The sequence below is a fragment of the Escherichia sp. E14S1 genome, from assembly GCF_004211995.1.
In the GTDB taxonomy this organism is placed as follows: domain Bacteria; phylum Pseudomonadota; class Gammaproteobacteria; order Enterobacterales; family Enterobacteriaceae; genus Escherichia.
In genome coordinates this window covers 73,953-96,331 of record NZ_RHJQ01000018.1, presented here as the reverse complement: position 1 = coordinate 96,331, position 22,379 = coordinate 73,953, and the positions used below count along the sequence as shown (strand labels likewise).

The 22,379-nt window shown below is 50.1% G+C and carries 24 protein-coding genes and 1 tRNA gene; 15 read left to right on the top strand and 10 right to left on the bottom strand.

The window, feature by feature from the left end; all coding sequences use genetic code 11:
* Positions 1 to 182: 182 nt before the first annotated feature.
* Positions 183 to 986 carry a 2,5-didehydrogluconate reductase DkgB gene (gene dkgB, locus D9734_RS19255; protein WP_130209759.1) on the top strand — a complete coding sequence of 268 codons (804 nt, stop codon included), beginning with the start codon at positions 183 to 185 and terminating at the stop codon, positions 984 to 986.
* Here the strand turns inward: dkgB and yafC are convergent.
* Positions 983 to 1,897, bottom strand: a complete 915-nt coding sequence (gene yafC, locus D9734_RS19250) for a DNA-binding transcriptional regulator YafC (protein ID WP_130209757.1) — start codon at positions 1,895 to 1,897, stop codon at positions 983 to 985. The genes dkgB and yafC overlap by 4 nt on opposite strands.
* A 240-nt stretch (positions 1,898 to 2,137) precedes the next feature.
* Here yafC and D9734_RS19245 point away from each other — a divergent pair, with 240 nt between their 5' ends.
* A complete protein-coding gene (locus D9734_RS19245) occupies positions 2,138 to 2,938 on the top strand; it encodes an endonuclease/exonuclease/phosphatase family protein (protein ID WP_089628352.1) in 801 nt (266 codons plus the stop codon).
* Positions 2,939 to 3,015: 77 nt separating this feature from the next.
* The gene (locus tag D9734_RS19240; RefSeq protein WP_130209755.1) at positions 3,016 to 3,786 is read left to right on the top strand and encodes a class I SAM-dependent methyltransferase; all 771 of its coding nucleotides are present in this window, start codon (positions 3,016 to 3,018) and stop codon (positions 3,784 to 3,786) included.
* 47 nt (positions 3,787 to 3,833) lie between these two features.
* On the opposite strand, the gene mltD is transcribed toward D9734_RS19240, so the two are convergent.
* Both mltD and gloB read right to left on the bottom strand, forming a co-directional pair.
* The gene (gene mltD / locus D9734_RS19235) at positions 3,834 to 5,192 is read right to left on the bottom strand and encodes a murein transglycosylase D (RefSeq protein WP_130209753.1); all 1,359 of its coding nucleotides are present in this window, start codon (positions 5,190 to 5,192) and stop codon (positions 3,834 to 3,836) included.
* A 71-nt stretch (positions 5,193 to 5,263) separates the two neighbouring features.
* The gene (gene gloB, locus D9734_RS19230; RefSeq protein WP_130209751.1) at positions 5,264 to 6,019 is read right to left on the bottom strand and encodes a hydroxyacylglutathione hydrolase; all 756 of its coding nucleotides are present in this window, start codon (positions 6,017 to 6,019) and stop codon (positions 5,264 to 5,266) included.
* A gap of 33 nt (positions 6,020 to 6,052) precedes the next feature.
* Here gloB and D9734_RS19225 point away from each other — a divergent pair, with 33 nt between their 5' ends.
* The gene (locus D9734_RS19225) at positions 6,053 to 6,775 is read left to right on the top strand and encodes a class I SAM-dependent methyltransferase (protein ID WP_130209763.1); all 723 of its coding nucleotides are present in this window, start codon (positions 6,053 to 6,055) and stop codon (positions 6,773 to 6,775) included.
* Here D9734_RS19225 and rnhA read toward each other — a convergent pair.
* Entirely contained in the window at positions 6,772 to 7,239 is a 468-nt protein-coding gene (rnhA, locus tag D9734_RS19220; protein WP_000917883.1) for a ribonuclease HI, read from the bottom strand. The two genes, D9734_RS19225 and rnhA, sit on opposite strands and share 4 nt — an antisense overlap.
* Positions 7,240 to 7,303: 64 nt before the next feature.
* Between rnhA and dnaQ the strand changes: the two genes are divergently transcribed.
* Positions 7,304 to 8,035 carry a DNA polymerase III subunit epsilon gene (gene dnaQ, locus D9734_RS19215; protein ID WP_001366128.1) on the top strand — a complete coding sequence of 244 codons (732 nt, stop codon included), beginning with the start codon at positions 7,304 to 7,306 and terminating at the stop codon, positions 8,033 to 8,035.
* A gap of 132 nt (positions 8,036 to 8,167) precedes the next feature.
* Positions 8,168 to 8,244: transfer RNA gene (locus tag D9734_RS19210), tRNA-Asp, on the top strand.
* Positions 8,245 to 8,394: 150 nt separating this feature from the next.
* Here the strand turns inward: D9734_RS19210 and D9734_RS19205 are convergent.
* Genes D9734_RS19205 through tagK form a run of 6 tightly spaced genes read right to left on the bottom strand, consistent with a single transcriptional unit; the run spans position 8,395 to position 14,568 of the window.
* The gene (locus D9734_RS19205; protein ID WP_130209749.1) at positions 8,395 to 9,444 is read right to left on the bottom strand and encodes a type VI secretion system ImpA family N-terminal domain-containing protein; all 1,050 of its coding nucleotides are present in this window, start codon (positions 9,442 to 9,444) and stop codon (positions 8,395 to 8,397) included.
* A 10-nt stretch (positions 9,445 to 9,454) separates the two neighbouring features.
* A complete protein-coding gene (gene tssG / locus D9734_RS19200) occupies positions 9,455 to 10,450 on the bottom strand; it encodes a type VI secretion system baseplate subunit TssG (protein WP_130209747.1) in 996 nt (331 codons plus the stop codon).
* Positions 10,447 to 12,330, bottom strand: coding sequence for a type VI secretion system baseplate subunit TssF (tssF, locus tag D9734_RS19195; RefSeq protein ID WP_130209745.1), 1,884 nt, complete (start codon positions 12,328 to 12,330; stop codon positions 10,447 to 10,449). Before tssF ends, tssG begins: the two co-directional genes overlap by 4 nt.
* A gap of 15 nt (positions 12,331 to 12,345) precedes the next feature.
* Positions 12,346 to 12,840 carry a type VI secretion system baseplate subunit TssE gene (gene tssE, locus D9734_RS19190; protein WP_130209743.1) on the bottom strand — a complete coding sequence of 165 codons (495 nt, stop codon included), beginning with the start codon at positions 12,838 to 12,840 and terminating at the stop codon, positions 12,346 to 12,348.
* On the bottom strand, positions 12,837 to 13,667 hold the full coding sequence (locus tag D9734_RS19185; protein ID WP_130209741.1) for a type VI secretion system accessory protein TagJ: 831 nt from the start codon (positions 13,665 to 13,667) through the stop codon (positions 12,837 to 12,839). Before D9734_RS19185 ends, tssE begins: the two co-directional genes overlap by 4 nt.
* The gene (tagK, locus tag D9734_RS19180; protein ID WP_130209739.1) at positions 13,654 to 14,568 is read right to left on the bottom strand and encodes a type VI secretion system-associated protein TagK; all 915 of its coding nucleotides are present in this window, start codon (positions 14,566 to 14,568) and stop codon (positions 13,654 to 13,656) included. Before tagK ends, D9734_RS19185 begins: the two co-directional genes overlap by 14 nt.
* A gap of 332 nt (positions 14,569 to 14,900) precedes the next feature.
* Here tagK and tssH point away from each other — a divergent pair, with 332 nt between their 5' ends.
* From tssH to tssJ, 9 genes are all read left to right on the top strand, one after another.
* Positions 14,901 to 17,534 (top strand): type VI secretion system ATPase TssH, encoded by a 2,634-nt coding sequence (tssH, locus tag D9734_RS19175; RefSeq protein ID WP_130209737.1) that lies wholly within the window; start codon positions 14,901 to 14,903, stop codon positions 17,532 to 17,534.
* 12 nt (positions 17,535 to 17,546) lie between these two features.
* The gene (locus D9734_RS19170; RefSeq protein WP_240725786.1) at positions 17,547 to 17,750 is read left to right on the top strand and encodes a hypothetical protein; all 204 of its coding nucleotides are present in this window, start codon (positions 17,547 to 17,549) and stop codon (positions 17,748 to 17,750) included.
* A gap of 2 nt (positions 17,751 to 17,752) precedes the next feature.
* Entirely contained in the window at positions 17,753 to 18,043 is a 291-nt protein-coding gene (locus tag D9734_RS19165) for a hypothetical protein (protein WP_130209735.1), read from the top strand.
* A 60-nt stretch (positions 18,044 to 18,103) separates the two neighbouring features.
* Positions 18,104 to 18,649: a type VI secretion system contractile sheath small subunit gene (gene tssB, locus D9734_RS19160; protein WP_130209733.1), complete on the top strand. Its 546-nt coding sequence runs from the start codon at positions 18,104 to 18,106 to the stop codon at positions 18,647 to 18,649.
* A 24-nt stretch (positions 18,650 to 18,673) separates the two neighbouring features.
* The gene (gene tssC / locus D9734_RS19155; protein ID WP_130209731.1) at positions 18,674 to 20,188 is read left to right on the top strand and encodes a type VI secretion system contractile sheath large subunit; all 1,515 of its coding nucleotides are present in this window, start codon (positions 18,674 to 18,676) and stop codon (positions 20,186 to 20,188) included.
* A 50-nt stretch (positions 20,189 to 20,238) separates the two neighbouring features.
* Positions 20,239 to 20,646, top strand: a complete 408-nt coding sequence (locus D9734_RS19150; RefSeq protein ID WP_042102253.1) for a BPSL0067 family protein — start codon at positions 20,239 to 20,241, stop codon at positions 20,644 to 20,646.
* 12 nt (positions 20,647 to 20,658) lie between these two features.
* A complete protein-coding gene (locus D9734_RS23805) occupies positions 20,659 to 21,111 on the top strand; it encodes an STY0301 family protein (RefSeq protein ID WP_130209729.1) in 453 nt (150 codons plus the stop codon).
* Positions 21,112 to 21,290: 179 nt separating this feature from the next.
* Entirely contained in the window at positions 21,291 to 21,776 is a 486-nt protein-coding gene (locus D9734_RS19140; RefSeq protein ID WP_000312804.1) for an Hcp family type VI secretion system effector, read from the top strand.
* A 67-nt stretch (positions 21,777 to 21,843) separates the two neighbouring features.
* Positions 21,844 to 22,377 (top strand): type VI secretion system lipoprotein TssJ, encoded by a 534-nt coding sequence (gene tssJ, locus D9734_RS19135; RefSeq protein ID WP_130209761.1) that lies wholly within the window; start codon positions 21,844 to 21,846, stop codon positions 22,375 to 22,377.
* The last annotated feature ends 2 nt before the right edge of the window (positions 22,378 to 22,379 follow it).

Here is a 22,379-nt window from a genome sequence, read left to right as displayed (position 1 = left end):
GAGTCCCGTCCGTTCCGCCACTTATTAAGAAGCCTCGAGTTAACGCTCGAGGTTTTTTTTCGTTTGTATTTCTATTTTTGCTAAAATCGCAAAAATCCTCTGCGTTTTCCGCCCTTTTTCCGCAACAGTCTAAAGCCCATAATCACCTTAGTTAACGAAAATAGCATTAAAAGAGGCATATTATGGCTATCCCTGCATTTGGTTTAGGTACTTTCCGTCTCAAAGACGACGTTGTTATTTCATCTGTGAAAACGGCGCTAGAACTTGGCTATCGCGCAATTGATACCGCACAAATCTATGATAACGAAGCTGCAGTAGGTCAGGCGATTGCAGAAAGTGGCGTGCCACGTCATGAACTCTACATCACCACTAAAATCTGGATTGAAAATCTCAGCAAAGATAAATTGATCCCGAGTCTGAAAGAGAGCCTGCAAAAATTGCGTACCGATTATGTTGATCTGACGCTAATCCACTGGCCGTCACCAAACGATGAAGTCTCTGTTGAAGAGTTTATGCAGGCGCTGCTGGAAGCCAAAAAACAAGGGCTGACGCGTGAGATCGGTATTTCCAACTTCACGATCCCGCTGATGGAAAAAGCGATTGCTGCTGTTGGCGCTAAGAACATCGCTACCAACCAGATTGAACTCTCTCCTTATCTGCAAAACCGTAAAGTGGTTGATTGGGCCAAACAGCACGGCATTCATATCACTTCCTATATGACGTTGGCTTATGGTAAGGCACTGAAAGATGAGGTTATTGCTCGTATTGCAGCTAAACACAATGCGACCCCGGCACAAGTGATTCTGACGTGGGCGATGGGGGAAGGTTACTCCGTAATTCCTTCTTCTACTAAACGTGAAAACCTGGAGAGTAATCTTAAGGCACAAAATTTACAGCTTGATGCCGAAGATAAAAAAGCGATCGCCGCACTGGATTGCAACGACCGCCTGGTTAGCCCGGAAGGTCTGGCTCCTGAATGGGATTAAGCCTCTCTGACAGCTCCTCCGGGAGCTGTTTTTACATGCTCGCTAAGGAAATCGATAAAAGCCCGGATGCGCGTACTTACCGCACGGTCGCTGTAATAGACTGCACTGAATGGCATTTCAACTGGCAACACTTTATCTGCCATTAACTCCACCAATTCTCCGCGAGCGATTTCTCTGTCGATCATGTAGTCGGACAAACACGCAATCCCGTTGCCACTCAGGCAAAGCTGTTTCAGTGTTTCCCCACTATTGGATGACAAACCGTACTTCACCTCATGTAATTGTCCATCACTACAGGCTATCGGCCAGGTATTGAGGGAAGCGGGTTCAGTGAATCCAAGACAAACATGTTGCTTTAAATCGTCGATCGTTTCTGGCTTCCCGTAGCGGGAAATATACTCGGGGGAGGCGATAATTTTTCGATAACTGTTAAATAACGGCCTGGCACGTAAGCTGGAATCCGTTAACGTACCGGCGCGTATCGCGACATCCACTTTTCTTTCGATCAAATTAATAATCGTTTCGGAGGAGACTAGCGATAAAGTGACTTCCGGATAGCGTTCACGGAAAGGCTTAATCAACGGCATCAGAAAGTGCAGCACCACTGGCGTCGCGGCATCGATCCGTAACAGTCCACGCGGTGTATTACGCGTCTCCATAATTTCTGATTCTGCCGCAGCCATCTCCTGCAAAATCAACTGCACGCGACGAAAATAACGCTCGCCTTCTTCCGTCAGGCTAAGTTGTCGCGTGGTCCGATTAAGCAGGCTAACGCCGAGTTTCATCTCCAGCTTTTTCACCGCCCGGCTTACCGCTGAGTTTGCTTGCCCTAATTGTTCCGCTGCCCGGCTAAAACTGCCGCTTTCGACGACCGAAACAAAAATGGCGAGTTCTTCCGACGTGGCTTTCATTTTTGCTCCTGTTGCAAAATAGAAGAGATATTTTGAATTAATTTGTCATTAAACCATCAGGATATGTGATATGTCATCCGATTTAATGTTCTCAATAATGAGCAAAATTCTGACCGGTGTAAGCACTCGCTTACATAACAATATACAATTGCTCGTTGAAAGAGTGAGCTAAAATCCCTATAACAGTAGAACCCTCCCGAGTGAGGAAGGGGTGACGTAATAGAGGTTTCAAAGTCAAAAGTGCGAAAAAACACCTATGCCATGCGCTATGTTGCCGGACAACCTGCGGAAAGGATCTTACCGCCGGGGTCTTTTGCGAGCATCGGCCAGGCATTACCACCCGGAGAACCGTTAAGTACCGAAGAGCGTATTCGGATCCTGGTGTGGAACATATACAAACAGCAACGCGCTGAATGGTTGTCGGTATTAAAGAACTACGGCAAAGATGCACATCTGGTTTTATTACAGGAAGCGCAAACAACGCCAGAGTTAGTACAGTTTGCGACTGCTAACTATCTTGCTGCTGATCAGGTACCCGCTTTCGTGCTGCCGCAGCATCCTTCCGGTGTAATGACCCTTTCGGCGGCACATCCCATTTATTGCTGCCCGTTACGCGAACGTGAACCTATTTTACGTCTGGCGAAATCAGCGCTGGTGACGGTCTACCCATTACCTGATACCCGCCTGTTGATGGTCGTCAATATTCACGCCGTCAACTTCAGTCTTGGCGTAGATGTTTACAGTAAGCAGTTACTTCCTATTGGCGATCAGATTGCCCATCACAGCGGCCCGGTCATTATGGCGGGAGATTTCAATGCCTGGAGCCGTAGAAGGATGAACGCGTTATATCGCTTTGCGCGGGAAATGTCGCTGCGCCAGGTGCGTTTTACCGATGATCAGCGCCGTCGGGCGTTTGGTCGCCCGCTCGATTTTGTTTTCTACCGTGGTCTTAACGTCAGCGAAGCTTCTGTACTGGTTACGCGCGCTTCCGATCACAATCCGCTACTCGTTGAATTCAGTCCCGGCAAGCCTGATAAATAAGGTATGTCAGGTCTGCCACAGGGCAGACCAACGTTTGGCGCTGCCCTTTTATACTCAAACAACAAAAGGACAGCGCAATGACAATACAATCCCACCATGACCACGTAGAAAAGCAGTTTAGCTCGCAGGCCAGTGAGTATTTAACCAGTACCGTACATGCATCCGGGCGAGATTTACAGCGCCTGGCGGTGCGTCTGGCTGATTATCCTGATGCAAATGTACTTGATATGGGCTGCGGAGCAGGGCATGCCAGCTTTGTCGCTGCGCAAAACGTGAGCGCGGTGGTGGCGTATGACTTATCTGCCCAAATGCTGGATGTCGTGGCACAAGCTGCCGAAGCTCGGCACCTGAAAAATATCGCCACCCGCCAGGGATATGCCGAAAGTCTGCCATTTGCCGATAACGCATTTGATATTGTTATCAGCCGTTATTCTGCCCATCACTGGCATGATGTTGGTGCAGCACTGCGTGAAGTGAATCGGATATTGAAACCCAGCGGTAGGCTGATTGTGATGGACGTAATGTCTCCGGGTCACCCAGTGCGCGACATCTGGTTACAGACGGTAGAAGCATTACGCGATACCTCTCACGCACGAAACTACGCCAGCGGTGAGTGGTTGACGTTAATCAATGAAGCCAAACTGATAGTTGATAATTTAATTACAGATAAGTTACCGCTGGAATTTTCTTCATGGGGCGCCAGAATGCGTACGCCAGAAGCATTAGTAGACGCTATTCGCATTTACCAACAGAGCGCATCGACAGAGGTGAAAACGTATTTTGCCTTGCAGAATGATGGCTCTTTCACCAGTGATATCATCATGGTAGAAGCACATAAAGCGGCATAAATAAAAAAGGCACCGGGGGAATCGGTGCCTTTTTATTATCTGGTTTATCAGGAATCTGGCATGTTGCTGTTTTTCACAAACAACGTCAGCTTATCGCCTGGTTGCAGATTCGCAGTGTCGCTGTTCCAGCGCATCACATCTTTGATGTTCACGCCGTGGCGTTTAGCAATGCTTGAAAGCGAATCGCCTTTGCGCACACGATACGTAATGCTATCGCTGTTGTTTGCCAGCCGCTGTGCGCTACTACCTGCGCCAATCGTCAAACTTTGGCCTGGTTTCAGCTTAGCTCCGCGCAGTTTATTCCACTGCTGCAAATCTTTGGTGCTTACGCCGAGACGTGAAGCGATACTTGAAAGCGTGTCGCCAGAACGAACGGTGTAAACACGACTGTTAAGCGGCGTATTGTCGGCGACCAGCGTCGACTGTACAGCAGCAATTTCGCCGGAAGCCAGAGATTCACGCAGTTGATCTGCATGCTTCTTTGGCACCATCACGTACTGCGGGCCACTTGCGCCCAGCGTGGAGCCTTTTACACCAGCGTTGAATGTCTTCAGCTTGCTGACGGAAATTCCCGCCATATCTGCAACCTTCGCCATATCAACCGGGCTACTCAGGTGTACACGCGCCAGAGCACGACTTTCATCGGTCGTCGGCAGACGTACACCATAACGTTTGCTGTTTTTGAGAATATCGCTCAATGCCAGCATTTTAGGCACGTACTGCTTCGTTTCCTGCGGCAACGGTAACGACCAAAAGTCCGTGGATTTCCCACGTGCTTTGTTCGTTTTAATTGCCTTCATGACCCGACCTTCGCCGCTATTATAAGCCGCTACGGTCAAAAGCCAGTCGCCGTCAAACATCTTGTTCAGACGTTGCATCATGTTCAGCGCGGCTGTCGTTGAAGCAACAACATCGCGACGCGCGTCATAATTGCGGGTCTGTTTCAAACCATAATTGCGCCCCGTGCTCGGAATGATCTGCCAGATGCCTGCGGCATTGGCGCCAGACGTCGCGTGAGGATCAAAAGCGCTCTCCACTATGGGTAGTAGTACCAGTTCCATAGGCATGTTACGTTTTTTAACTTGCCCGGCTATCCAGTACATATACGGCTCTGCCCGTAAAGTTACATCGTGGAGATAGCTCTTATTGCGTAAATATTTCTGTTTCTGTTCGCGAATCCGGTCATTTTCCGGAATTCCCATCTTTAGCTCGTCGCCAATGAAAGCCCACAAGTCACCATCTGGCGCGATAGACGTCCCATCGTCCATCCATCGTGCCTGACTTGTAAACTTTGCTGCTTCCCCTTGACCAGCTGCAGAAAGGCTCTGTGCGTGCTGTTGGACGTTACCGGTACTCTGGCAACCCACGAGCAGGACAGAGGCGAGTAATATCGCTTTTGCCTTCATGTGTGTGTCAATAGTTGCTTAAAAGACGACCGATCATAACGGCGAACGAAGCCGATGACAAGAAAGTTTTATCAGAATCTATCTTTCTTTGACCTTAACCAGGCAAAACGCTCCTCAGGTTGTTGCAATAATGTTTCTTTATTAATTACATTAATTAAATCAATATCTTCTGTTCTTAAAAAAACATTAATTTTCCGCTCATTTTTCAGAATTACGGGGAGTGTAATTTGATTTTTTGCCCGTAACTCAATAACTTTACGATAATAATCATTTATGGACAAATCGTGCGGAAGAATACTCAAGGCAAACTTCATATTTGATAAAGTATATTCATGAGCACAACATACCAGTGTATCGTCAGGTAGAGCACTTAATTTTTTAAGTGATTGATACATTTGAGAAGCTGTACCTTCAAATAATCGCCCGCAGCCACCAGAGAAAAGAGTATCACCGCAAAATAGATAAGGATTGCTGAAGTAACAGATGTGTCCTAAAGTGTGACCTGGTGTAGCAATTACACTAAATTCATGCCCCAAAACGAAGGCAGTATCACCATCTTTGACTACCTGCGTTGTTCCCTTATCTTGTGTCTCTTGTGGACCGTAGACCACAATTTGCGGAAACTTTTCCACCAGTTCTTTTACGCCGCCAACATGATCGTGGTGATGGTGGGTGAGAAATATGGCCTCCGGTTGCCAGTTATTGGCGGCAATGGCCTTTACTACCGGCTCCGCTTCTCCAGGATCGACAATCAGGCAACGGCCTGCTTCATCATTCAAAACCCAGATGTAATTGTCATCAAAGGCAGGAATACTGTTAAGATTCATATATTACCTCTCAGTGTGAAACGGAAGGTTGTGATGAAACCGGCAAGGAACCCTCAAACAGTCGTGGCTCCTGATTGCTGGGGCGATTTGCCCTGGGGAGAGCTTTATCGCAAGGCGCTGGAGCGCCAGCTCAACCCATGGTTCACGAAAATGTATGGTTTTCATCTGCTTAAGATTGGCAATTTAAGCGCAGAAATCAATTGCGAAGCGTGCGCGGTTTCTCATCAAGTGAATGTTTCTGCGCAAGGAAAGCCCGTACAAGTGCAGGCGGACCCGCTTCATCTTCCTTTTGCCGATAAATCCGTCGATGTTTGTCTATTGGCGCATACGTTGCCATGGTGCACCGATCCGCATCGTTTGTTGCGTGAGGCCGATCGGGTATTGATTGATGATGGCTGGCTAGTCATTAGTGGCTTCAATCCCATCAGTTTAATGGGATTACGTAAACTTGTGCCAGTCTTGCGAAAAACATCGCCTTATAACAGCCGGATGTTTACCCTGATGCGACAACTGGACTGGCTCTCTTTGTTGAATTTTGAAGTGCTACACGCCAGCCGTTTCCACGTTCTCCCGTGGAACAAGCACGGAGGAAAACTATTGAATGCGCATATTCCTGCGCTTGGTTGCTTACAACTTATTGTTGCCCGGAAACGGACTATTCCTTTAACGCTAAATCCGATGAAACAGAGTAAAAACAAGCCACGAATTCGCCAGGCGGTCGGCGCCACCCGGCAATTTCGTAAACCACAGGCTTAAACTTCGACTTGGTAGCCCGTATCTTCCAGTGTGGGATTCATTGCCGCGGCACGAGCCAGTTCATCGCAACGTTCGTTTTCTGGATGACCGGCATGGCCTTTTACCCATTCCCATTTGATTTGATGCTGCCCCAACGCGGCATCAAGACGTTGCCAGAGATCAACATTTTTTACTGGTTTTTTGTCTGCTGTTTTCCAGCCACGTTTTTTCCAGTTATGGATCCACTGGGTGATCCCCTGGCGGACATACTGGCTGTCGGTACTCAGAATGACTTCACAGTGTTCTTTTAACGCTTCCAGCGCGACAATAGCGGCCATCAACTCCATACGGTTGTTGGTGGTGCGGGTGTAGCCAGCGCTAAAGGTTTTTTCGCGTCCACGATAGCGTAATATAGCACCGTAACCCCCAGGTCCTGGATTACCCAGACACGAACCATCGGTGAAAATTTCTACCTGTTTAAGCATCTCTGGTAGACTTCCTGTAATTGAATCGAACTGTAAAACGACAAGTCTGACATAAATGACCGCTATGAGCACTGCAATTACACGCCAGATCGTTCTCGATACCGAAACCACCGGTATGAACCAGATTGGCGCGCACTATGAAGGCCACAAGATCATTGAGATTGGTGCCGTTGAAGTGGTGAACCGTCGACTGACGGGCAATAACTTCCATGTTTATCTTAAACCCGATCGGCTGGTGGATCCGGAAGCCTTTGGCGTACACGGTATTGCCGATGAGTTTTTGCTCGATAAGCCCACGTTTGCCGAAGTAGCCGATGAGTTCATGGACTATATTCGCGGCGCGGAGCTGGTTATCCATAACGCAGCGTTTGATATCGGCTTTATGGACTACGAGTTTTCGTTGCTTAAGCGCGATATTCCGAAGACGAATACCTTCTGTAAGGTCACCGATAGCCTTGCGGTGGCGAGGAAAATGTTTCCCGGTAAGCGCAACAGCCTCGATGCATTATGTGCTCGCTACGAAATAGATAACAGTAAACGAACGCTGCACGGGGCATTACTCGATGCCCAGATCCTTGCGGAAGTTTATCTGGCGATGACCGGTGGTCAAACGTCGATGGCTTTTGCGATGGAAGGAGAGACACAACAGCAGCAAGGTGAAGCAACAATTCAGCGCATTGTACGTCAGGCAAGTAAGTTACGCGTTGTTTTTGCGACAGATGAAGAGCTTGCAGCACATGAAGCTCGTCTCGATCTGGTGCAGAAGAAGGGCGGAAGCTGCCTCTGGCGGGCATAAATACCTGTGAAAGGCGCTAAAAATAGCGAGTTGGGCGATTTTTGCAGCAAACGATTCAAAAGATGAGAAAAATCGTTGACGAAGGCCGAGGCAATCCGTAATATTCGCCTCGTTCCCAAAGGAACACAACACGGAGCGGTAGTTCAGTCGGTTAGAATACCTGCCTGTCACGCAGGGGGTCGCGGGTTCGAGTCCCGTCCGTTCCGCCAATATTCAGAAAGCCTGAGTCAGTAATGATTCAGGCTTTCGTCGTTTTAGCCTTCAGGAGAGTTTGTTGCCCCTGAAGGCAAATAGATATAATCTAAAAAACTGTCACATCATATATAATGACCAGCTATTATAAATTCTGGCCATTTCTGTTATTCCAACGCATCCCATTTCTCCAGTAATTCTGCTGGAATTTCATTTATTACTTCCGAGAAGCGTTTTCCGACCAGGCGCTCTGCCTGACGCAACAAGGGAATAGTCGGACTGCTCGGCTCGCTATACTCAAACCAGCGACGTATAACTCTCAAACGTTCCAGCGCATCGTTCCGGTCGCTAATTTGCCTTTGTTCTGCGCAGACCTTTCCGGTCTTTTCAGCAGGTATATCTTCGAGTGGTGCAACATACTCTGCCTGTGCCGTTTCAGTATTATTGATGGAGACATGCTCAGGAAGAACAGCCAATGTTTCCTGTGATGGGATCTCTGGCGTGGTTGATTGCACCGCTCCCGGTAACAGAGTCAGCAGTTGCGTAAGCCGCGAAAAGTCCGGAGCATGGTCATTCAGCATTTTACGCGCATGGCGTTGCAGTCGCTCAGTGTTTTCAGCGGCCTGGCGAAAAGCGTCTAGCGGCAGTACACCGCGAGCTTCCAGATCGGCCAATTGCTGACGTACCGATTCCGGCGCCAGGGCATCCGCCGGGCGTGATGCAGACAACGAGCGTTCCACATCTCGTACCTGGAGGCGCAAAGCGGCATTATTTGACAGCGTAATGCCTCGGATATCCGCTATTACGCCTTCGTGGTCCAGCAACGCCGATAGTGCGTTGCTGCGCGCCACTGCCGCATCTTCGGCGGTGATATCTTCAGTTGCAAGCAGTTGTGGATGGATGGTATCCGGGTACAAGCTGCACAGCGTTTCGAGTTGCGTGAGTACCTCTGCCAGTCCTCTGGCTCCGGCCTGCTGGATACGGCAGCGCAGTAGAATCACCAGGATTCGGATATCTTTGCTTCGTGTCAGTAGGCGGCGAGCGTCTCGCTCGAGTTCTGCCCAGTTAATGGTTTCCGGCGTACTGACAAAATCGCCATATTGCGCTTCTTCACGCGGTGCAGCGCGGGTGAACAGCAGCAGGTATTCCGGATCATATTCCAGATCCGGGCCACAGGGGCGTTCGGCCGAAATAGGGTCTGACAGAGATGTATCCATTAAATTATCCTTAGTGCGCCAGATAGTGCTCAGGTTCGAAAATCATGCCTGTCACCGGATCGTCGTGCATGGCTTTTCCAGCCCAGGCGGTCCAGCCTAACTGATATGGGCCGCCGGTAACGGCAGGAGGAGCGGCGTGTGGTTTTAGCTGTAGCTCAATTTCCCAGCAGTATTCAAACCCGGTAAAGGCGCGAACCAATTCCGTCAATACGGGCAGGTTGTTGCCGCCAGGCAGGAAGCGTTGATAATCGGCCAGCGTCAGTGGGCCAATCACCAGTCTGAACTTATACTGCATGTCCGGCACGGCCTGACCGATGAGTGCGCCGTTGCCAATGACGGAAGAAAGGGCTGGTGTCCCCAGCCGGGTAATTTCATCATCTGCCACGGGTATCCAGTGCAGGACATATTCCTGTATCCGGAAAGGCACGCCGAAATAGTGCGCCAGCGTGGCAGCCAGCCCGTCTGGATTGCGTGATTCGCGCGCCAGATGAGCCGATGCCGCCAGGCGAACGTGATCTGGTAGCGGGCTGTCTACACTTTCTCGCAAATCTTGCCCGCTGAGGCTGGCGATATAAAAGGCAAATCGGTCATATTTCGGTTTATCCAGACCACCTCCAGCTGACTGGGCGCTGCGCCAGGCCTGATAAAACTGGGTCAGCCAGCGGTGATGAAAAAGGTCAGTAAAACAGGTTAGCGTCGGATCGCGGTAGCTTTCGGTCCGGTTACGCGCCAGTTCGGTGTAGTGCAGCGGCAGCGGGCCATTCGGCCCCCACAGCCCGAGGCTGTACAGACTGACGTGCAGGCGCCCTTCCTGCCAGCTTACACTGGCGATTTCCCGTGGTGCAAAAGTCAGCGCAGGTGTTTGCCCGAGGCGGAATTTTTCCATTCGTGGCTGCCAGGCACTACCTGCAGGGACGGTACACAACTGTACATTCACGCGGCGCATCAGGTTCAGAAAACCGTAACGCCAGGGCATTCCCTGCGCCTGAGTGAAATCGCCGTTCATACACTTCCCCGCTGTCCGGCCCTGACCGGCCAGGTTATAATTTTGCCGCGCTGCATACTGTGCAGCGTCATCTGCGAGAAGGTATTAATGGAAACATGACGGGCGATATAGTGTTCCAGCACCAGGCCGAACAGATACGGACTGATGCCAGAAAAACCTTCTTCATCCACCGTCAGCTCACAACAGACGCCGCGACCATAGACCAGCAGCCCGGAACCCGGCAGACGGCGGGTGACCGGCGTTGTTTTGCAGCCAATCAGGCTGCGTACCTGTCGTGATTGCGGACTGTCATGCGCCGGAATAAACAGGTTAAGCAGATCGCGTAGCGCTTGACCGCCGGTACGGTGATCCAGATCGGCCAACGGCAGATAATTAAAGGATAACTGGCGGATCAACCGCCAGGCCATTTCACGTTCCGCCAGTGGATGCTGCGGCGGACGAGGCGGGCGAATAAGTCCCACGCCCGCCACCGGGATGGCCGCATCCACGGTCAGATCGTCCCAGCCATTGCGTGCAATAAGGCAGGGGAGATCGCGGTTGGTGACCATGGCCGTGATGGTGATATGGCGCAGATTTTCCGGGTATGGCGCTTCATATTGGTCAACCAGTGACAGGAACACTTCCGATCCCGTATAGGGGGTGCGGGTGCCGTAGCGGCGGGCGTTTTCCGACAACCGACGCGGCTCCCGGCGCAGGGAAAAATAGCGCCCGTGGTTGCCTTCATCGTTATTGCGGGTGTGGTAGAGCGGGCGAAAGGTCATTTTCCGTGTAGTGTCGGTTTCCAGCCCTTCCACTTCCTGGACCGAGAACACCTCATAATCCAGTGGATGGGTCCTGTCCACCACAAGGTGCTGCTCTGTCGAGCTGTGGGTGACGTCGATTCGGGCGGTGACGCGGGGAAAAAGGTTAACAACCGGGGTACAGAACAGGCTGAACTGTGACGCATTTGTCTGGTGGATCAGCCAGTCCGGCGGCAGGTGATTTAGTAAGATCACAATCTCCGCTACGCCGCCGTTAATTTTCTGTAACCCGGCAGACAGACCTGCCGGCGTGAAAAAATAAAAGCGTTCCGGACAGGCAAAATATTCATGCAGCAGGTTATGACCGTGAAATACGTTCCAGGCCAGTGGCAGCAGTCCCTGACCTGGCTCCAGCCCCTCGTAGGTAACTGGCTGTTTCAGATTTACATCCAGTACGCCGTCAAAATGACCCGGAACGCCTGCCAGTGTGGCAATGGAACTGGTATGCAGAAGTTCGAACAGGTGAGAGGCTGTGCGTTCCTCGCCGCAGAGATATAGCGGTAGCCTGTCCAGCCCGGCAAGTTGGCTAAACGTTAGTTCACCGAAGGTGCGCAGGGTAATACGCAGCGCACCGGCGACATGAATGTTGGTAGGTAGGTAGCGATGCAGAGCAGGCATATCCGGTGGAGCTGCAGTCAGGCGCACCTCTTCGATGGTGAGCGGCCACAGCGTCACATCCTGGCTGCTGCGAAACTGGCAGGCGGTACTTTCGCCTTCCGGAATGGCGGAAAAAAAAGCGGTGTCGCGTGGGACGGTGAATCCCTTCGCCAAATCGCCTTCTTCCGGATCGGGATGCAACTGTGCCACGCTCATTGAGGGCGTGGGAGTAACATAATTGGGGCTGACGACCTCCAGCAGGCGCTGGGTGAAACGCGGAAATTCAGCGTCAATTTTAAGCTGCGTACGGGCAGTCAGGAAGCTGAAGGCCTCAACCATCCGCTCCACATACGGATCGGCAATATCCGTTCCCTGCATTCCCAGCCGGGCGGCGACTTTGGGATGACGTTCGGCAAATTCGGCTCCCGTTTCACGCAGGTAGCTCAATTCGCGGTTATAGTATTCCAGTAGCCGTGGATCCATCGGTCACCCTCTATATTAAAAAAACGTAATGCGGCTCTGTTCCATATCCAACGCGCTGCGTACCCGGAATGCCGTCGGATACGGCTGCGTAAGGATTTCGCCACGAATTTCAAACTGTAATGTGTTATGGCCACTCTGGCGTTGTTCATCCTGTAGTGGAATTATTTGCAGGGTGGATGCTTTCAGCCGGGGTTCAAATCGAGTAATCGTGCGTAAAATAGCCCTGCGGATATCGTCCCACTTGTGTTCATACAGAAAGCTGCCTGCCAGTGGAGGCAGGCCGTAGTTCAGAACAGAAGCTGCCGCCTCTGGGTAACGAGTGGCATCAATATCATCTTCATGACTGACGGTGTTGAGTAAAAATGACAAATCCCGGCGGATGATCTCCTTGAACTGGACTGAACTGACGCTGATATCGTGATCGCGCTTCTGCTGCGGGGCATCGTCACACAGTCGATCAAACAATGTAGGCATCAGGTGGTTGCTTTGGCGCAAACGAGAGGCGCTCATGCGTCACTGCTTTCGGGTGTATTAAAGGTACAAGAGGTCATATCCAGCAGGCTGATATCGCCGTGGCTGGTGAGCCACATTTTTTGTCCTAACGCCGTAACCAGAGTTTCTCCTGGCCCATCCTGCCAGGTGGTTTCCCGGCACAGACGCAAGGTATCAGCAGCGCTTTCAGAACCACTGTAGCGAGAAAACAGCCAGGCGCTGTGTGTGTCGCCGTTGTGAAGTGTGATATTGACGGGTTTCCAGATTAGATCTGTCAGATTAGCCGGCAGGGGGGATTTCAGTGAACGAATTTGCGAAAATGGCAGCCAGATATACACGCCACCAGCGACCAGTTCCAGCACCGGGCCGGTACGCGAGTCACTGTCGCTTATCCAGTCGAATACGCCGCCATTCCACTGCCCGGTGGTGTCTGTTATAGCTTCAAGCGCGTGGCTGCGGTTGGCATCGGCTTCCTGCACTTCGCCGCGGGCGTTACAGGCGAGAGCAGCCAGTAAATCCTCCATCCAGGCGAGTGGTGGGAGAATAAAACCGGGACGCTGTTCGCCCTGAAAGCAGGAGTGACGGTATATTTCGCAGCGGATCAGCTCGCCAAATACCTGAGCCTCGCGAGCATAATTGGCGTCCACTCGGGCGCACAGCTGAATTTGTTGCAGCGCCCGCGACCAGTCACCGATTGCGCACAATAACTGAAACAGGCTGTGCCGACGTGAAGCCTGTGCCGGGTGCATCTTTACCTGGTGTTCCGCCAGTTGAATGCCCTCTGCCACGGAATAGTCTCGCAGCAGCGCCGACAAGGTAGCCGGTAGCACGTTATTGTTTGTCATGAGTGATATCTCCGTGTTGTGCCGGGTTTATCCGGTAATGGCTGTCAATGCCGATGACATGGTGCTCTCGCTGCGTCAGATCGGGCAGAATGGCGTTATGCACTGCCTCCGGTTTGTATTCAGGAGAAAGCAGATGCAGGATATCAGGAGGAGTCTTTTTGGTAGGCCAGGTAGATTCTCCTTCACCGGTGGCATCCAGTACATCGAGAATAGCGTCAATACTTAACCCGCCAGTGACCATATCCTGTAATGTATCGGCTTCAGTGACCAGATCACGCAATGAAGACAACTCCTGCGTGCCACCCTCTCCATTAAGGGGGAAAGGATCGGCATGACGATGAATATCTTGTTCAGGAGACAACAACGCCTGGCGGTATTCCTGATAAAGCAAGGTTAGTGGGGTATCTGAATCTGGGGTGCCTTCAGTAGCGACTGCGCCATGAACCGGAATAATATCGAACGGATTTTGCTGCTGCTGTTGTTGTTGTCGAAACCAGTCGAGATCGAGATATTCGGTTGTTGTTTCAGGCGAAATGACAGGCTGCAGTGCCGTTTTTTTCTCGCATAGCTCAGGAGACATCGGATTGTCCCGGACAAGACACCAAGAAGATAACCCCCATTCAATCAGGTCCCCTTCATTCAGGCGCATACGGTGATGTGGCTCCACAATCAGGTCATTTACCGTGCAACAATATTCATCGGACAGATTGATTATCCACCATGCCTCTTCGTGGCGAGTCAGGCTGAGAGCAATCTTTGTATCCTCCTCCACATCAAAAACAGGGCTCCATGGCGCTTTGACTGTGAAGATAATCTGTGTTCCTGCAGTGGCGTAAATGGTGCCATCGGTAACGCCGTGCCCCTGTATTTTTTGCAGTCCCCAGGTAATATTTTGTTTCATTACGTATCACTGTATAGAGTGTTTTTTTTAATAGAGTAATTATTTATATTTTTTAGATAAGTAACGCTGATTAATTTGCTTTATCAATATTAATTTTCTCGTAAATATATAATGGTGATTATTGCTGATATATATTCATGATATGAATTCAATTAACTTTTTGTATTGAAAATCATCATGAAAAAGATACTAACCGTTATATTACATTGCATTCTGTGATATGCATCATTGTTTCAATCTGAGATTTTGATAATTCTATTAATTAGAAATCTTAATCGGTACATTTATATTTATGTATCATTTATATGTTTTTACATCATTAGGTGTAACAGATGGACACTCCTGTTTCACGCAGTGCGCTATATGGAAAGCTAACAAGACCTTTATTTCGGTCTTTAGAATCTGCGACAACGTTCTGTAAATTGCGCGCTAACCCTTATGTCGAACTGATACATTGGTTGCATCAGCTAATACAACAACCAGAGAATGATATTCACAATGTACTTCGACATTACCAAATAACATCTTCTGATGTTGAGACGGCGTTAATTCAGCAATTGAATATATTACCTTCCGGCGCGAGTGTAATTAGCGATTTTTCCCACCACATCGATCTTTCTGTTGAGAAAGCCTGGATGTTGGCAAGTATCCGCTTTGGTGATCAAAAAATTCGTAGTGGTTGGTTACTACTTGCCTGGTTAACCACACCAGAATTATATCGAGTGTTAAAAAAGATCTGTGCGCCACTAGCTGCGCTGCCGGTAGATGAATTGTTAGATACTCTTCCATCTTTAATCACATCATCTCCTGAAATAACAGAAATGCCATATGACGGTTCGGATTTGAATTCTGCTGTTCCGGGGGAAGCAAGTCAGGTATTTCCGAGCGAATCAGCCGGGAGCAAATCCGCATTGGCGAAATACTGCCAGGACATGACAGCACTGGCGCGTGAAGGTGGTATCGATCCGGTCACCGGTCGCGGGCACGAGATCCGTACCATGACGGATATTCTACTGCGTCGTCGCCAGAATAATCCCCTGCTAACCGGTGAGGCCGGCGTTGGGAAAACGGCAGTGGTGGAGGGATTCGCGCTGGCGATTGTTAAGAGTGAAGTGCCGCCTTCATTGCGTAATGTACGGCTGCTGTCGCTGGATGTCGGGGCGTTGCTAGCCGGGGCGTCCATGAAGGGCGAATTTGAATCCCGTCTGAAGGCGCTGCTGGCAGAAGCTGCGCGCTCACCGCAGCCAGTGATTTTGTTTGTCGATGAAGTTCACACCCTGGTGGGCGCTGGTGGTTCATCCGGTACAGGTGACGCCGCCAACCTGCTGAAACCGGCGCTGGCGCGCGGCAGCCTGCGCACCATCGGCGCAACCACCTGGAGTGAGTACAAACGGCATATTGAGAAAGATCCAGCATTGACCCGGCGTTTTCAGGTGTTACAGGTCGCAGAGCCGGAAGAGGTTGCTGCTGTTGAGATGGTCCGCGGGTTAGTCAACACGCTGGAAAAACACCATGACGTCCTGATCCTTGATGAGGCCGTGCGCGCCGCTGTACAGCTTTCTCACCGTTACATTCCGGCCCGGCAGCTACCGGATAAGGCCATTAGTCTGCTGGATACGGCGGCGGCCCGTGTGGCGTTGTCGCTCCATACCCCGCCTGCGAAAGTCCAGTATTTGCGTCAGCAGCTCAACGCTGCCGAACTGGAGCGGGAGTTGTTATTAAAGCAGCAAAAAATGGGTATCCGCGCAGAGCGGGGCGACACACTGGCGACACGGATCGCATCATTGAATACAGACCTTTCTGACACCGAAGAGCGCTGGCAGCAGGAACTGGAGTTGGTTCATACCTTACAAAAACAACGTTCAGCAGAACCTGACGAGCATGACGAAACCGCGTTGCAACAGTCGGAAGTGGCATTAAGAGGTTGGCAGGGCGAAAACCCCGTCGTTTTCCCGGAAGTCAATGCGGCAGTAGTCGCCGCCATTGTCTCCGACTGGACCGGTATTCCCGCTGGCCGCATGGTGAAAGATGAGGCCAGCCAGATTCTGGAACTACCCGCACGTCTGGCGCAGCGTGTTACCGGACAGATGGACGCGCTGGCACAGATTGGCGAGCGAATCCAGACCGCGCGGGCTGGTTTAGCTGATCCGCGTAAACCAGTAGGGGTATTTTTACTTGCCGGGCCGTCTGGTGTCGGTAAGACCGAAACCGCGCTGGCGTTGGCGGAATCTATCTATGGTGGTGAGCAGAACCTGATCACCATCAATATGAGCGAGTTTCAGGAGTCGCACACCGTCTCCACGCTGAAGGGGGCTCCGCCCGGCTACGTGGGCTATGGCGAAGGTGGCGTGCTGACGGAAGCCGTACGCCGTCACCCCTGGAGTGTGGTGCTGCTGGATGAAATTGAAAAAGCCCATCACGACGTACACGAGTTGTTCTACCAGGTATTCGATAAAGGAGCGATGGAGGACGGCGAAGGTGTTCACATCGATTTCAAAAATACCACGTTATTGTTGACTACTAATGCTGGGGCAGAACTTATCAGCCAACTCTGTGAGGATCCGGCGCTGATGCCCGATTCGGCAGGGTTAAAAGAGGCGTTAATGCCAGAGCTACGCAAACACTTCCCGGCGGCTTTCTTGGGGCGTGTGACGGTTATTCCTTATTTACCGCTGGATGAGACGGCGCGTGGCGTTATTGCCCGTCTGCATCTCGATAGGCTGAAAGATCGAATGGTGGAGCAGCATGGTGTTTCACTGGTGTATGGCGATGAACTGATTACGCATATTGTGTCGCGCTGCCCGATGCACGAAACCGGCGCTCGTTTGCTCATCGGCTATATCGAACAACATATCCTCCCACAACTGTCCCGTTACTGGTTGCAGGCGATGACAGAGAAAACGGCCATCACGCAAATCCGCATTCGTGTTGATGACGATGAACAGGTTATTTTTGAAACGGATTAATGGAGCATCCTTATGGCAAAAGAATTAAGTGGTGCACTGTGGGTCAGTCGCTTTACTGGAAGTTCTTCCACCAATGATTTGCAGGGAGCTTTTCGTGCATCGGTTGATAATTTCTTGCGCGCGTCTGGTAATGCGCATTCAAGGGGCCGTATTTCTGCAACATATCGTCCTCCCGCGAGAGCATATCTCATGCACGGGTCAATTGATGGACATTAAATATGACTTTTCGTTATTCGGCGTTGTGGACATTTCTGTTAATGATGTTCGCTTTCTGTGTTCAGGGGGAACCGCCTTTACCACAGGATGTGCAGCATTTTCTGAGTGATGCGGAAATGTGCCAGCATCTTGCTGGTGAATGGGACAGTTCTTTACCAGAGAAGGATAAAAGAGACATCGAAAAGGGGGTTGATACCTGGTGTCCTCCGGCGAAGAAATCACTCCCTGTGCTGCGGGAAAAGTACAAAGAAAACAAAGAGATTATAAAAATACTCTCTGCGTATGATTTTTAAACTGTACCGTCGGACCACTCCCCTGGTGTCGTCGGCTGACTGATAAGGAAATGAAGGATTATGGCTATCAACAATAGCGCGCAGAAGTTTATTGCCCGCAACCGAGCGCCCCGAGTGCAGATTGAGTATGACGTTGAGATTTACGGCTCCGAGAAAAAAATCGAGCTGCCGTTTGTCATGGCAGTGCTGGCCGATCTGGCCGGTAAACCACGTGAAGAGCTGCCATCGGTCACCGACCGTAAATTCCTTGATATTGATATCGATAACTTTAATGAACGTATGAAAGCCATCGCGCCGCGCGTGGCGTTTGCTGTCCCCAATACGTTGACGGGCGAAGGGCAGTTAATGGTCGATATCACGCTGGAGAATATGGACGATTTCTCGCCTGCGCAGATTGCCCGTAAGGTGGATGCCCTGAACCAGCTGCTGGAAGCACGTACTCAGCTTGCCAACCTGCAAACCTACATGGATGGTAAAGCGGGAGCAGAAAATCTGATCAACAAACTATTACAAGACCCGACGTTACTGAAAGCTCTGGCCAGCGCGCCAAAACCTGTCGTTCAACAGGAAAGTGTCTTATCAGGTGAAACGGGAACAGCAGACTAATTGCGATTTTATTAAGGAACTTTCATGGTAAACGATACTCTTCTGGCGACTGGCGACCTCTCTGCTGCGCAAACCACTGCCTATCAGGAAACGGAAATTGATTCGCTGCTGGATAAAGCCTTCCGTCCCAAGACTCCTCAGGCTGCAAAGGCAGTTGAGGCGGCAGTTCAGACGCTGGCCCAACAGGCTCTGACAAATACGGTCACTGTTAGTGATGATGCTTATAAAAGTATTGCAGCAATTATTGAGCAGATCGATTTCAAATTAACTGAGCAGATCAAACTAATCCTGAGTCATCCGGAATTTCAGAAACTGGAGTCCTCCTGGCGTGGGATGGAACATTTGGTTTACAACACCGAAACCGATGAAAAATTAAAAATCCGCTTTATGAACCTTTCGAAGGATGAATTGCGGAAAAATATGAAGCGTTACAAAGGGATCGCGTGGGATCAAAGCCCCATGTTCAAAAAGTTGTATGAGGCCGAATATGGGCAGTTAGGCGGAGAACCTTATGGTTGTATTATTGCGGATTATTATTTTGATCACACACCACCGGATGTGGATCTGCTCGGCTCCATTGCCAAAGTGGCAGCCTCAGCCCATGCGCCGTTTATTGCCGGGGCCTCTCCGTCAGTGTTACAGATGGACTCCTGGCAGGAACTGGCTAACCCGCGTGACCTGACCAAAATTGTGACCCAAAACCTCGAATACGCACCGTGGAACTCGCTGCGAAAAAGTGAGGATTCTCGCTACATTGGCCTGACGATGCCACGTTTTCTCTCCCGTTTGCCTTATGGTGCGAAAACAAACCCTGTCGATGAGTTTGATTTTGAAGAAGATGCAGATGGCGCAGACCACAGCAAATATGTCTGGAGTAATGCCGCCTATGCAATGGGTGTAAATATCAACCGTTCTTTCAAACATTACGGTTGGTGTACGTTGATCCGTGGTGTGGAATCTGGTGGAGCGGTGGAAAATCTGCCCTGTCATACCTTCCCGACCGATGACGGCGGCGTGGATATGAAATGCCCGACAGAAATTGCAATCTCTGACCGTCGTGAAGCTGAACTGGCGAAAAATGGTTTTATCCCACTTATCCACCGTAAAAACTCTGATTACGCCGCCTTTATTGGCGCGCAGTCTCTGCAAAAACCGCAAGAGTATTACGATCCGGACGCTACGGCCAACGCCAATCTCTCAGCTCGTTTGCCATATCTGTTCGCCTGTTCACGGTTTGCGCACTTCCTTAAATGTATCGTGCGCGACAAGATCGGCTCGTTCAAAGAGCGTGAAGATATGCAGCGCTGGCTCAATGAATGGATCATGAACTACGTTGACGCCGATCCGGTGAACTCCTCGCAGGAAACCAAAGCTCGCCGCCCGCTGGCAGCTGCCGAAGTGGTGGTGGAAGAGGTGGAGGGGAATCCGGGCTATTACGACGCCAAATTCTTCCTGCGCCCGCATTTTCAGCTTGAAGGGTTAACAGGATCACTGCGTCTGGTGACAAAACTGCCGTCAGTAAAACAGGGTAATGCCTGATTTTTATGAATATTTTAATGAATGATGCCGGGTAATACTCTGGGGGATATATGGCATATGTTTATGGACTGGTAGATTCATTGCAGGGCACTGACATGGTGGGAATGGCGGGGGCAGGAGACAGAAAGGAATGTGTGTTCTTAGTTCAGGTATATGCACATGTGGGGAATACTGGAGCCTGGAAGCAGGGGCGAAAGGTTTTTGGGGATAAATCGATCCCCAGAGGAACAGCAATTGCCACTTTTGTTAACGGAAAGTATCCCTCGAGGCAGAATGAGCATAAGCATGCCGCTTTCTATCTGGAACAGGATAGTCAGTATATTTATGTTATGGACCAGTGGACAGGTAAAACCACGAAAGTCTCTGCACGCCCTATTTCCCGAAAAGGTGGAATGCGCAGCGATGGAACATATCCTGATGCCAGTAATAATGCGGAAGCTTTTTATATTATTGAGTAGAGGATAGATTCAATGGGGACACGTTTTATTTTTTCTCTGTTGTTGGGTTTTATGTTGTTTTATTCACAATTTGTTACTGCGTGGGAAGTCAGTTGCCCCGTGTTTATCAATATAAAATCCTCAACAACAGTACTGGAGCCAGATATATCTGCATCGTGGCAGAGATCTTCCCGCTATGAACCCCGTCTGTGGTTGGACGGGGTAGGGATGTCGCAGGGAAAACCTGAAAATCGGGTGGATCTAAAACCAGAGACAGAGACAATAAAGGGTGAAACCAGGCAAATATGGGATACCACAATGGCCAGTAATCAGAATAGTGAACGTTACTGGGTTTCCTGTATTTATAACCATGGACAGGTTTGGTTATCACAACCGGTCCCTGCATTGGCGACACAGTGCCAGGCATCTTCTTTGCCGGGGCAGCGGGTACCAGGAGAGTCATCGATATCTGTGACATGTAAATAGAAGTAATACATTCATTTTGTGAATTAATGACGTGCCGGTATCTCATTACCGGAAATTATATAGCCTTCTATTCTTCTGAAATTAAGGAGAGGGGGTTCTGTACGGCCATGGTTTACCTGAATTCATATGCGAAGATAAACCAGGGATTATTTTAAGTAATTCTTAATAAGGAAATGAAAATGGCTTATGATATTTTTCTGAAAATTGACGGCATTGACGGCGAGTCAATGGATGACAAACATAAAAATGAAATTGAGGTGCTGAGCTGGCGCTGGAATATCCACCAGGAGTCCACCATGCACGCAGGTAGCGGTCTGGGATCCGGCAAAGTCTCCGTGACTAACCTGGAGTTTGAACATTACATCGATCGCGCTAGCCCGAACCTGTTCAAATACTGCGCCTCTGGTAAGCATATTCCGAAGTCCATCCTTGTCATGCGCAAAGCAGGCGGCAATCCGCTGGAATACCTCAAATATACCTTCACTGACCTGATTGTGGCTGTTGTTTCCCCCAGTGGTAGTAAGGAGGGTGAGATCGCCTCCCGCGAGAGAGTCGAACTCTCTTTCAGCACCGTGAAGCAGGAATACGTGGTGCAGAACCAGCAGGGTGGCAGTGGCGGCACTATCACGGCAGGTTACGATTTCAAAGCTAACAAAGAAATTTAAGCAATATTTTCCCGGCCAGGTATATAGCCTGGCCGGTTTTTATTATTTGATTTTAAAGGAAATTACAGTGAATAAATGGCGTAACCCCGGTGGGTGGTTATGTGCGGTAGCTTTGTCTTTTGTCTGCCTGCTTTCCGGGTGCAGCATTGACAGCGACGATGTGCCGGAGCTGATGTCACAAAGACTCGATCTGGTGGTTAAGGCTTCCGATAAGGTGAATCCTGACAATCAGAAAAAAGCCGCGCCCATAGAGATACGCGTTTATGAACTGAAAAATGATGCAGCTTTCATAGCGGCGGACTGGTGGTCCCTTCAGGACAATGACAAAGCTGTTCTTGCCGATGATTTACTCCACCGCGACAGCTTTATCTTGCGCCCGGGCGAGGAGAAAAAGCTGCGTCGTGCTCTCAATAAAGAAACCATGGCACTGGGGATCCTCGCCGGCTATCGCAATCTGGGAAAATCAGTCTGGCGGGCCACGTATAAAATTCCTGATCCCCCGGAAAAAAGCTGGTACAGCCGCTTTATGCCGAAGAAAAAAGTCGAACTGGATGCCGGTATAGAGCAAAGCGCTATAGTGATTAAAGAACGGGATGAGTAAAT

Excerpts from the sequence above, each read along its gene's own strand:
- dkgB (WP_130209759.1), top strand. The coding sequence starts at position 183 with ATGGCTATCCCTGCATTTGGTTTAGGTACTTTCCGTCTCAAAGACGAC.
- yafC (WP_130209757.1), bottom strand. The coding sequence starts at position 1,897 with ATGAAAGCCACGTCGGAAGAACTCGCCATTTTTGTTTCGGTCGTCGAA.
- D9734_RS19240 (WP_130209755.1), top strand. The coding sequence starts at position 3,016 with ATGACAATACAATCCCACCATGACCACGTAGAAAAGCAGTTTAGCTCG.
- mltD (WP_130209753.1), bottom strand. The coding sequence starts at position 5,192 with ATGAAGGCAAAAGCGATATTACTCGCCTCTGTCCTGCTCGTGGGTTGC.
- gloB (WP_130209751.1), bottom strand. The coding sequence starts at position 6,019 with ATGAATCTTAACAGTATTCCTGCCTTTGATGACAATTACATCTGGGTT.
- D9734_RS19225 (WP_130209763.1), top strand. The coding sequence starts at position 6,053 with ATGAAACCGGCAAGGAACCCTCAAACAGTCGTGGCTCCTGATTGCTGG.
- rnhA (WP_000917883.1), bottom strand. The coding sequence starts at position 7,239 with ATGCTTAAACAGGTAGAAATTTTCACCGATGGTTCGTGTCTGGGTAAT.
- dnaQ (WP_001366128.1), top strand. The coding sequence starts at position 7,304 with ATGAGCACTGCAATTACACGCCAGATCGTTCTCGATACCGAAACCACC.
- D9734_RS19205 (WP_130209749.1), bottom strand. The coding sequence starts at position 9,444 with ATGGATACATCTCTGTCAGACCCTATTTCGGCCGAACGCCCCTGTGGC.
- tssG (WP_130209747.1), bottom strand. The coding sequence starts at position 10,450 with ATGAACGGCGATTTCACTCAGGCGCAGGGAATGCCCTGGCGTTACGGT.
- tssF (WP_130209745.1), bottom strand. The coding sequence starts at position 12,330 with ATGGATCCACGGCTACTGGAATACTATAACCGCGAATTGAGCTACCTG.
- tssE (WP_130209743.1), bottom strand. The coding sequence starts at position 12,840 with ATGAGCGCCTCTCGTTTGCGCCAAAGCAACCACCTGATGCCTACATTG.
- D9734_RS19185 (WP_130209741.1), bottom strand. The coding sequence starts at position 13,667 with ATGACAAACAATAACGTGCTACCGGCTACCTTGTCGGCGCTGCTGCGA.
- tagK (WP_130209739.1), bottom strand. The coding sequence starts at position 14,568 with ATGAAACAAAATATTACCTGGGGACTGCAAAAAATACAGGGGCACGGC.
- tssH (WP_130209737.1), top strand. The coding sequence starts at position 14,901 with ATGGACACTCCTGTTTCACGCAGTGCGCTATATGGAAAGCTAACAAGA.
- D9734_RS19170 (WP_240725786.1), top strand. The coding sequence starts at position 17,547 with ATGGCAAAAGAATTAAGTGGTGCACTGTGGGTCAGTCGCTTTACTGGA.
- D9734_RS19165 (WP_130209735.1), top strand. The coding sequence starts at position 17,753 with ATGACTTTTCGTTATTCGGCGTTGTGGACATTTCTGTTAATGATGTTC.
- tssB (WP_130209733.1), top strand. The coding sequence starts at position 18,104 with ATGGCTATCAACAATAGCGCGCAGAAGTTTATTGCCCGCAACCGAGCG.
- tssC (WP_130209731.1), top strand. The coding sequence starts at position 18,674 with ATGGTAAACGATACTCTTCTGGCGACTGGCGACCTCTCTGCTGCGCAA.
- D9734_RS19150 (WP_042102253.1), top strand. The coding sequence starts at position 20,239 with ATGGCATATGTTTATGGACTGGTAGATTCATTGCAGGGCACTGACATG.
- D9734_RS23805 (WP_130209729.1), top strand. The coding sequence starts at position 20,659 with ATGGGGACACGTTTTATTTTTTCTCTGTTGTTGGGTTTTATGTTGTTT.
- D9734_RS19140 (WP_000312804.1), top strand. The coding sequence starts at position 21,291 with ATGGCTTATGATATTTTTCTGAAAATTGACGGCATTGACGGCGAGTCA.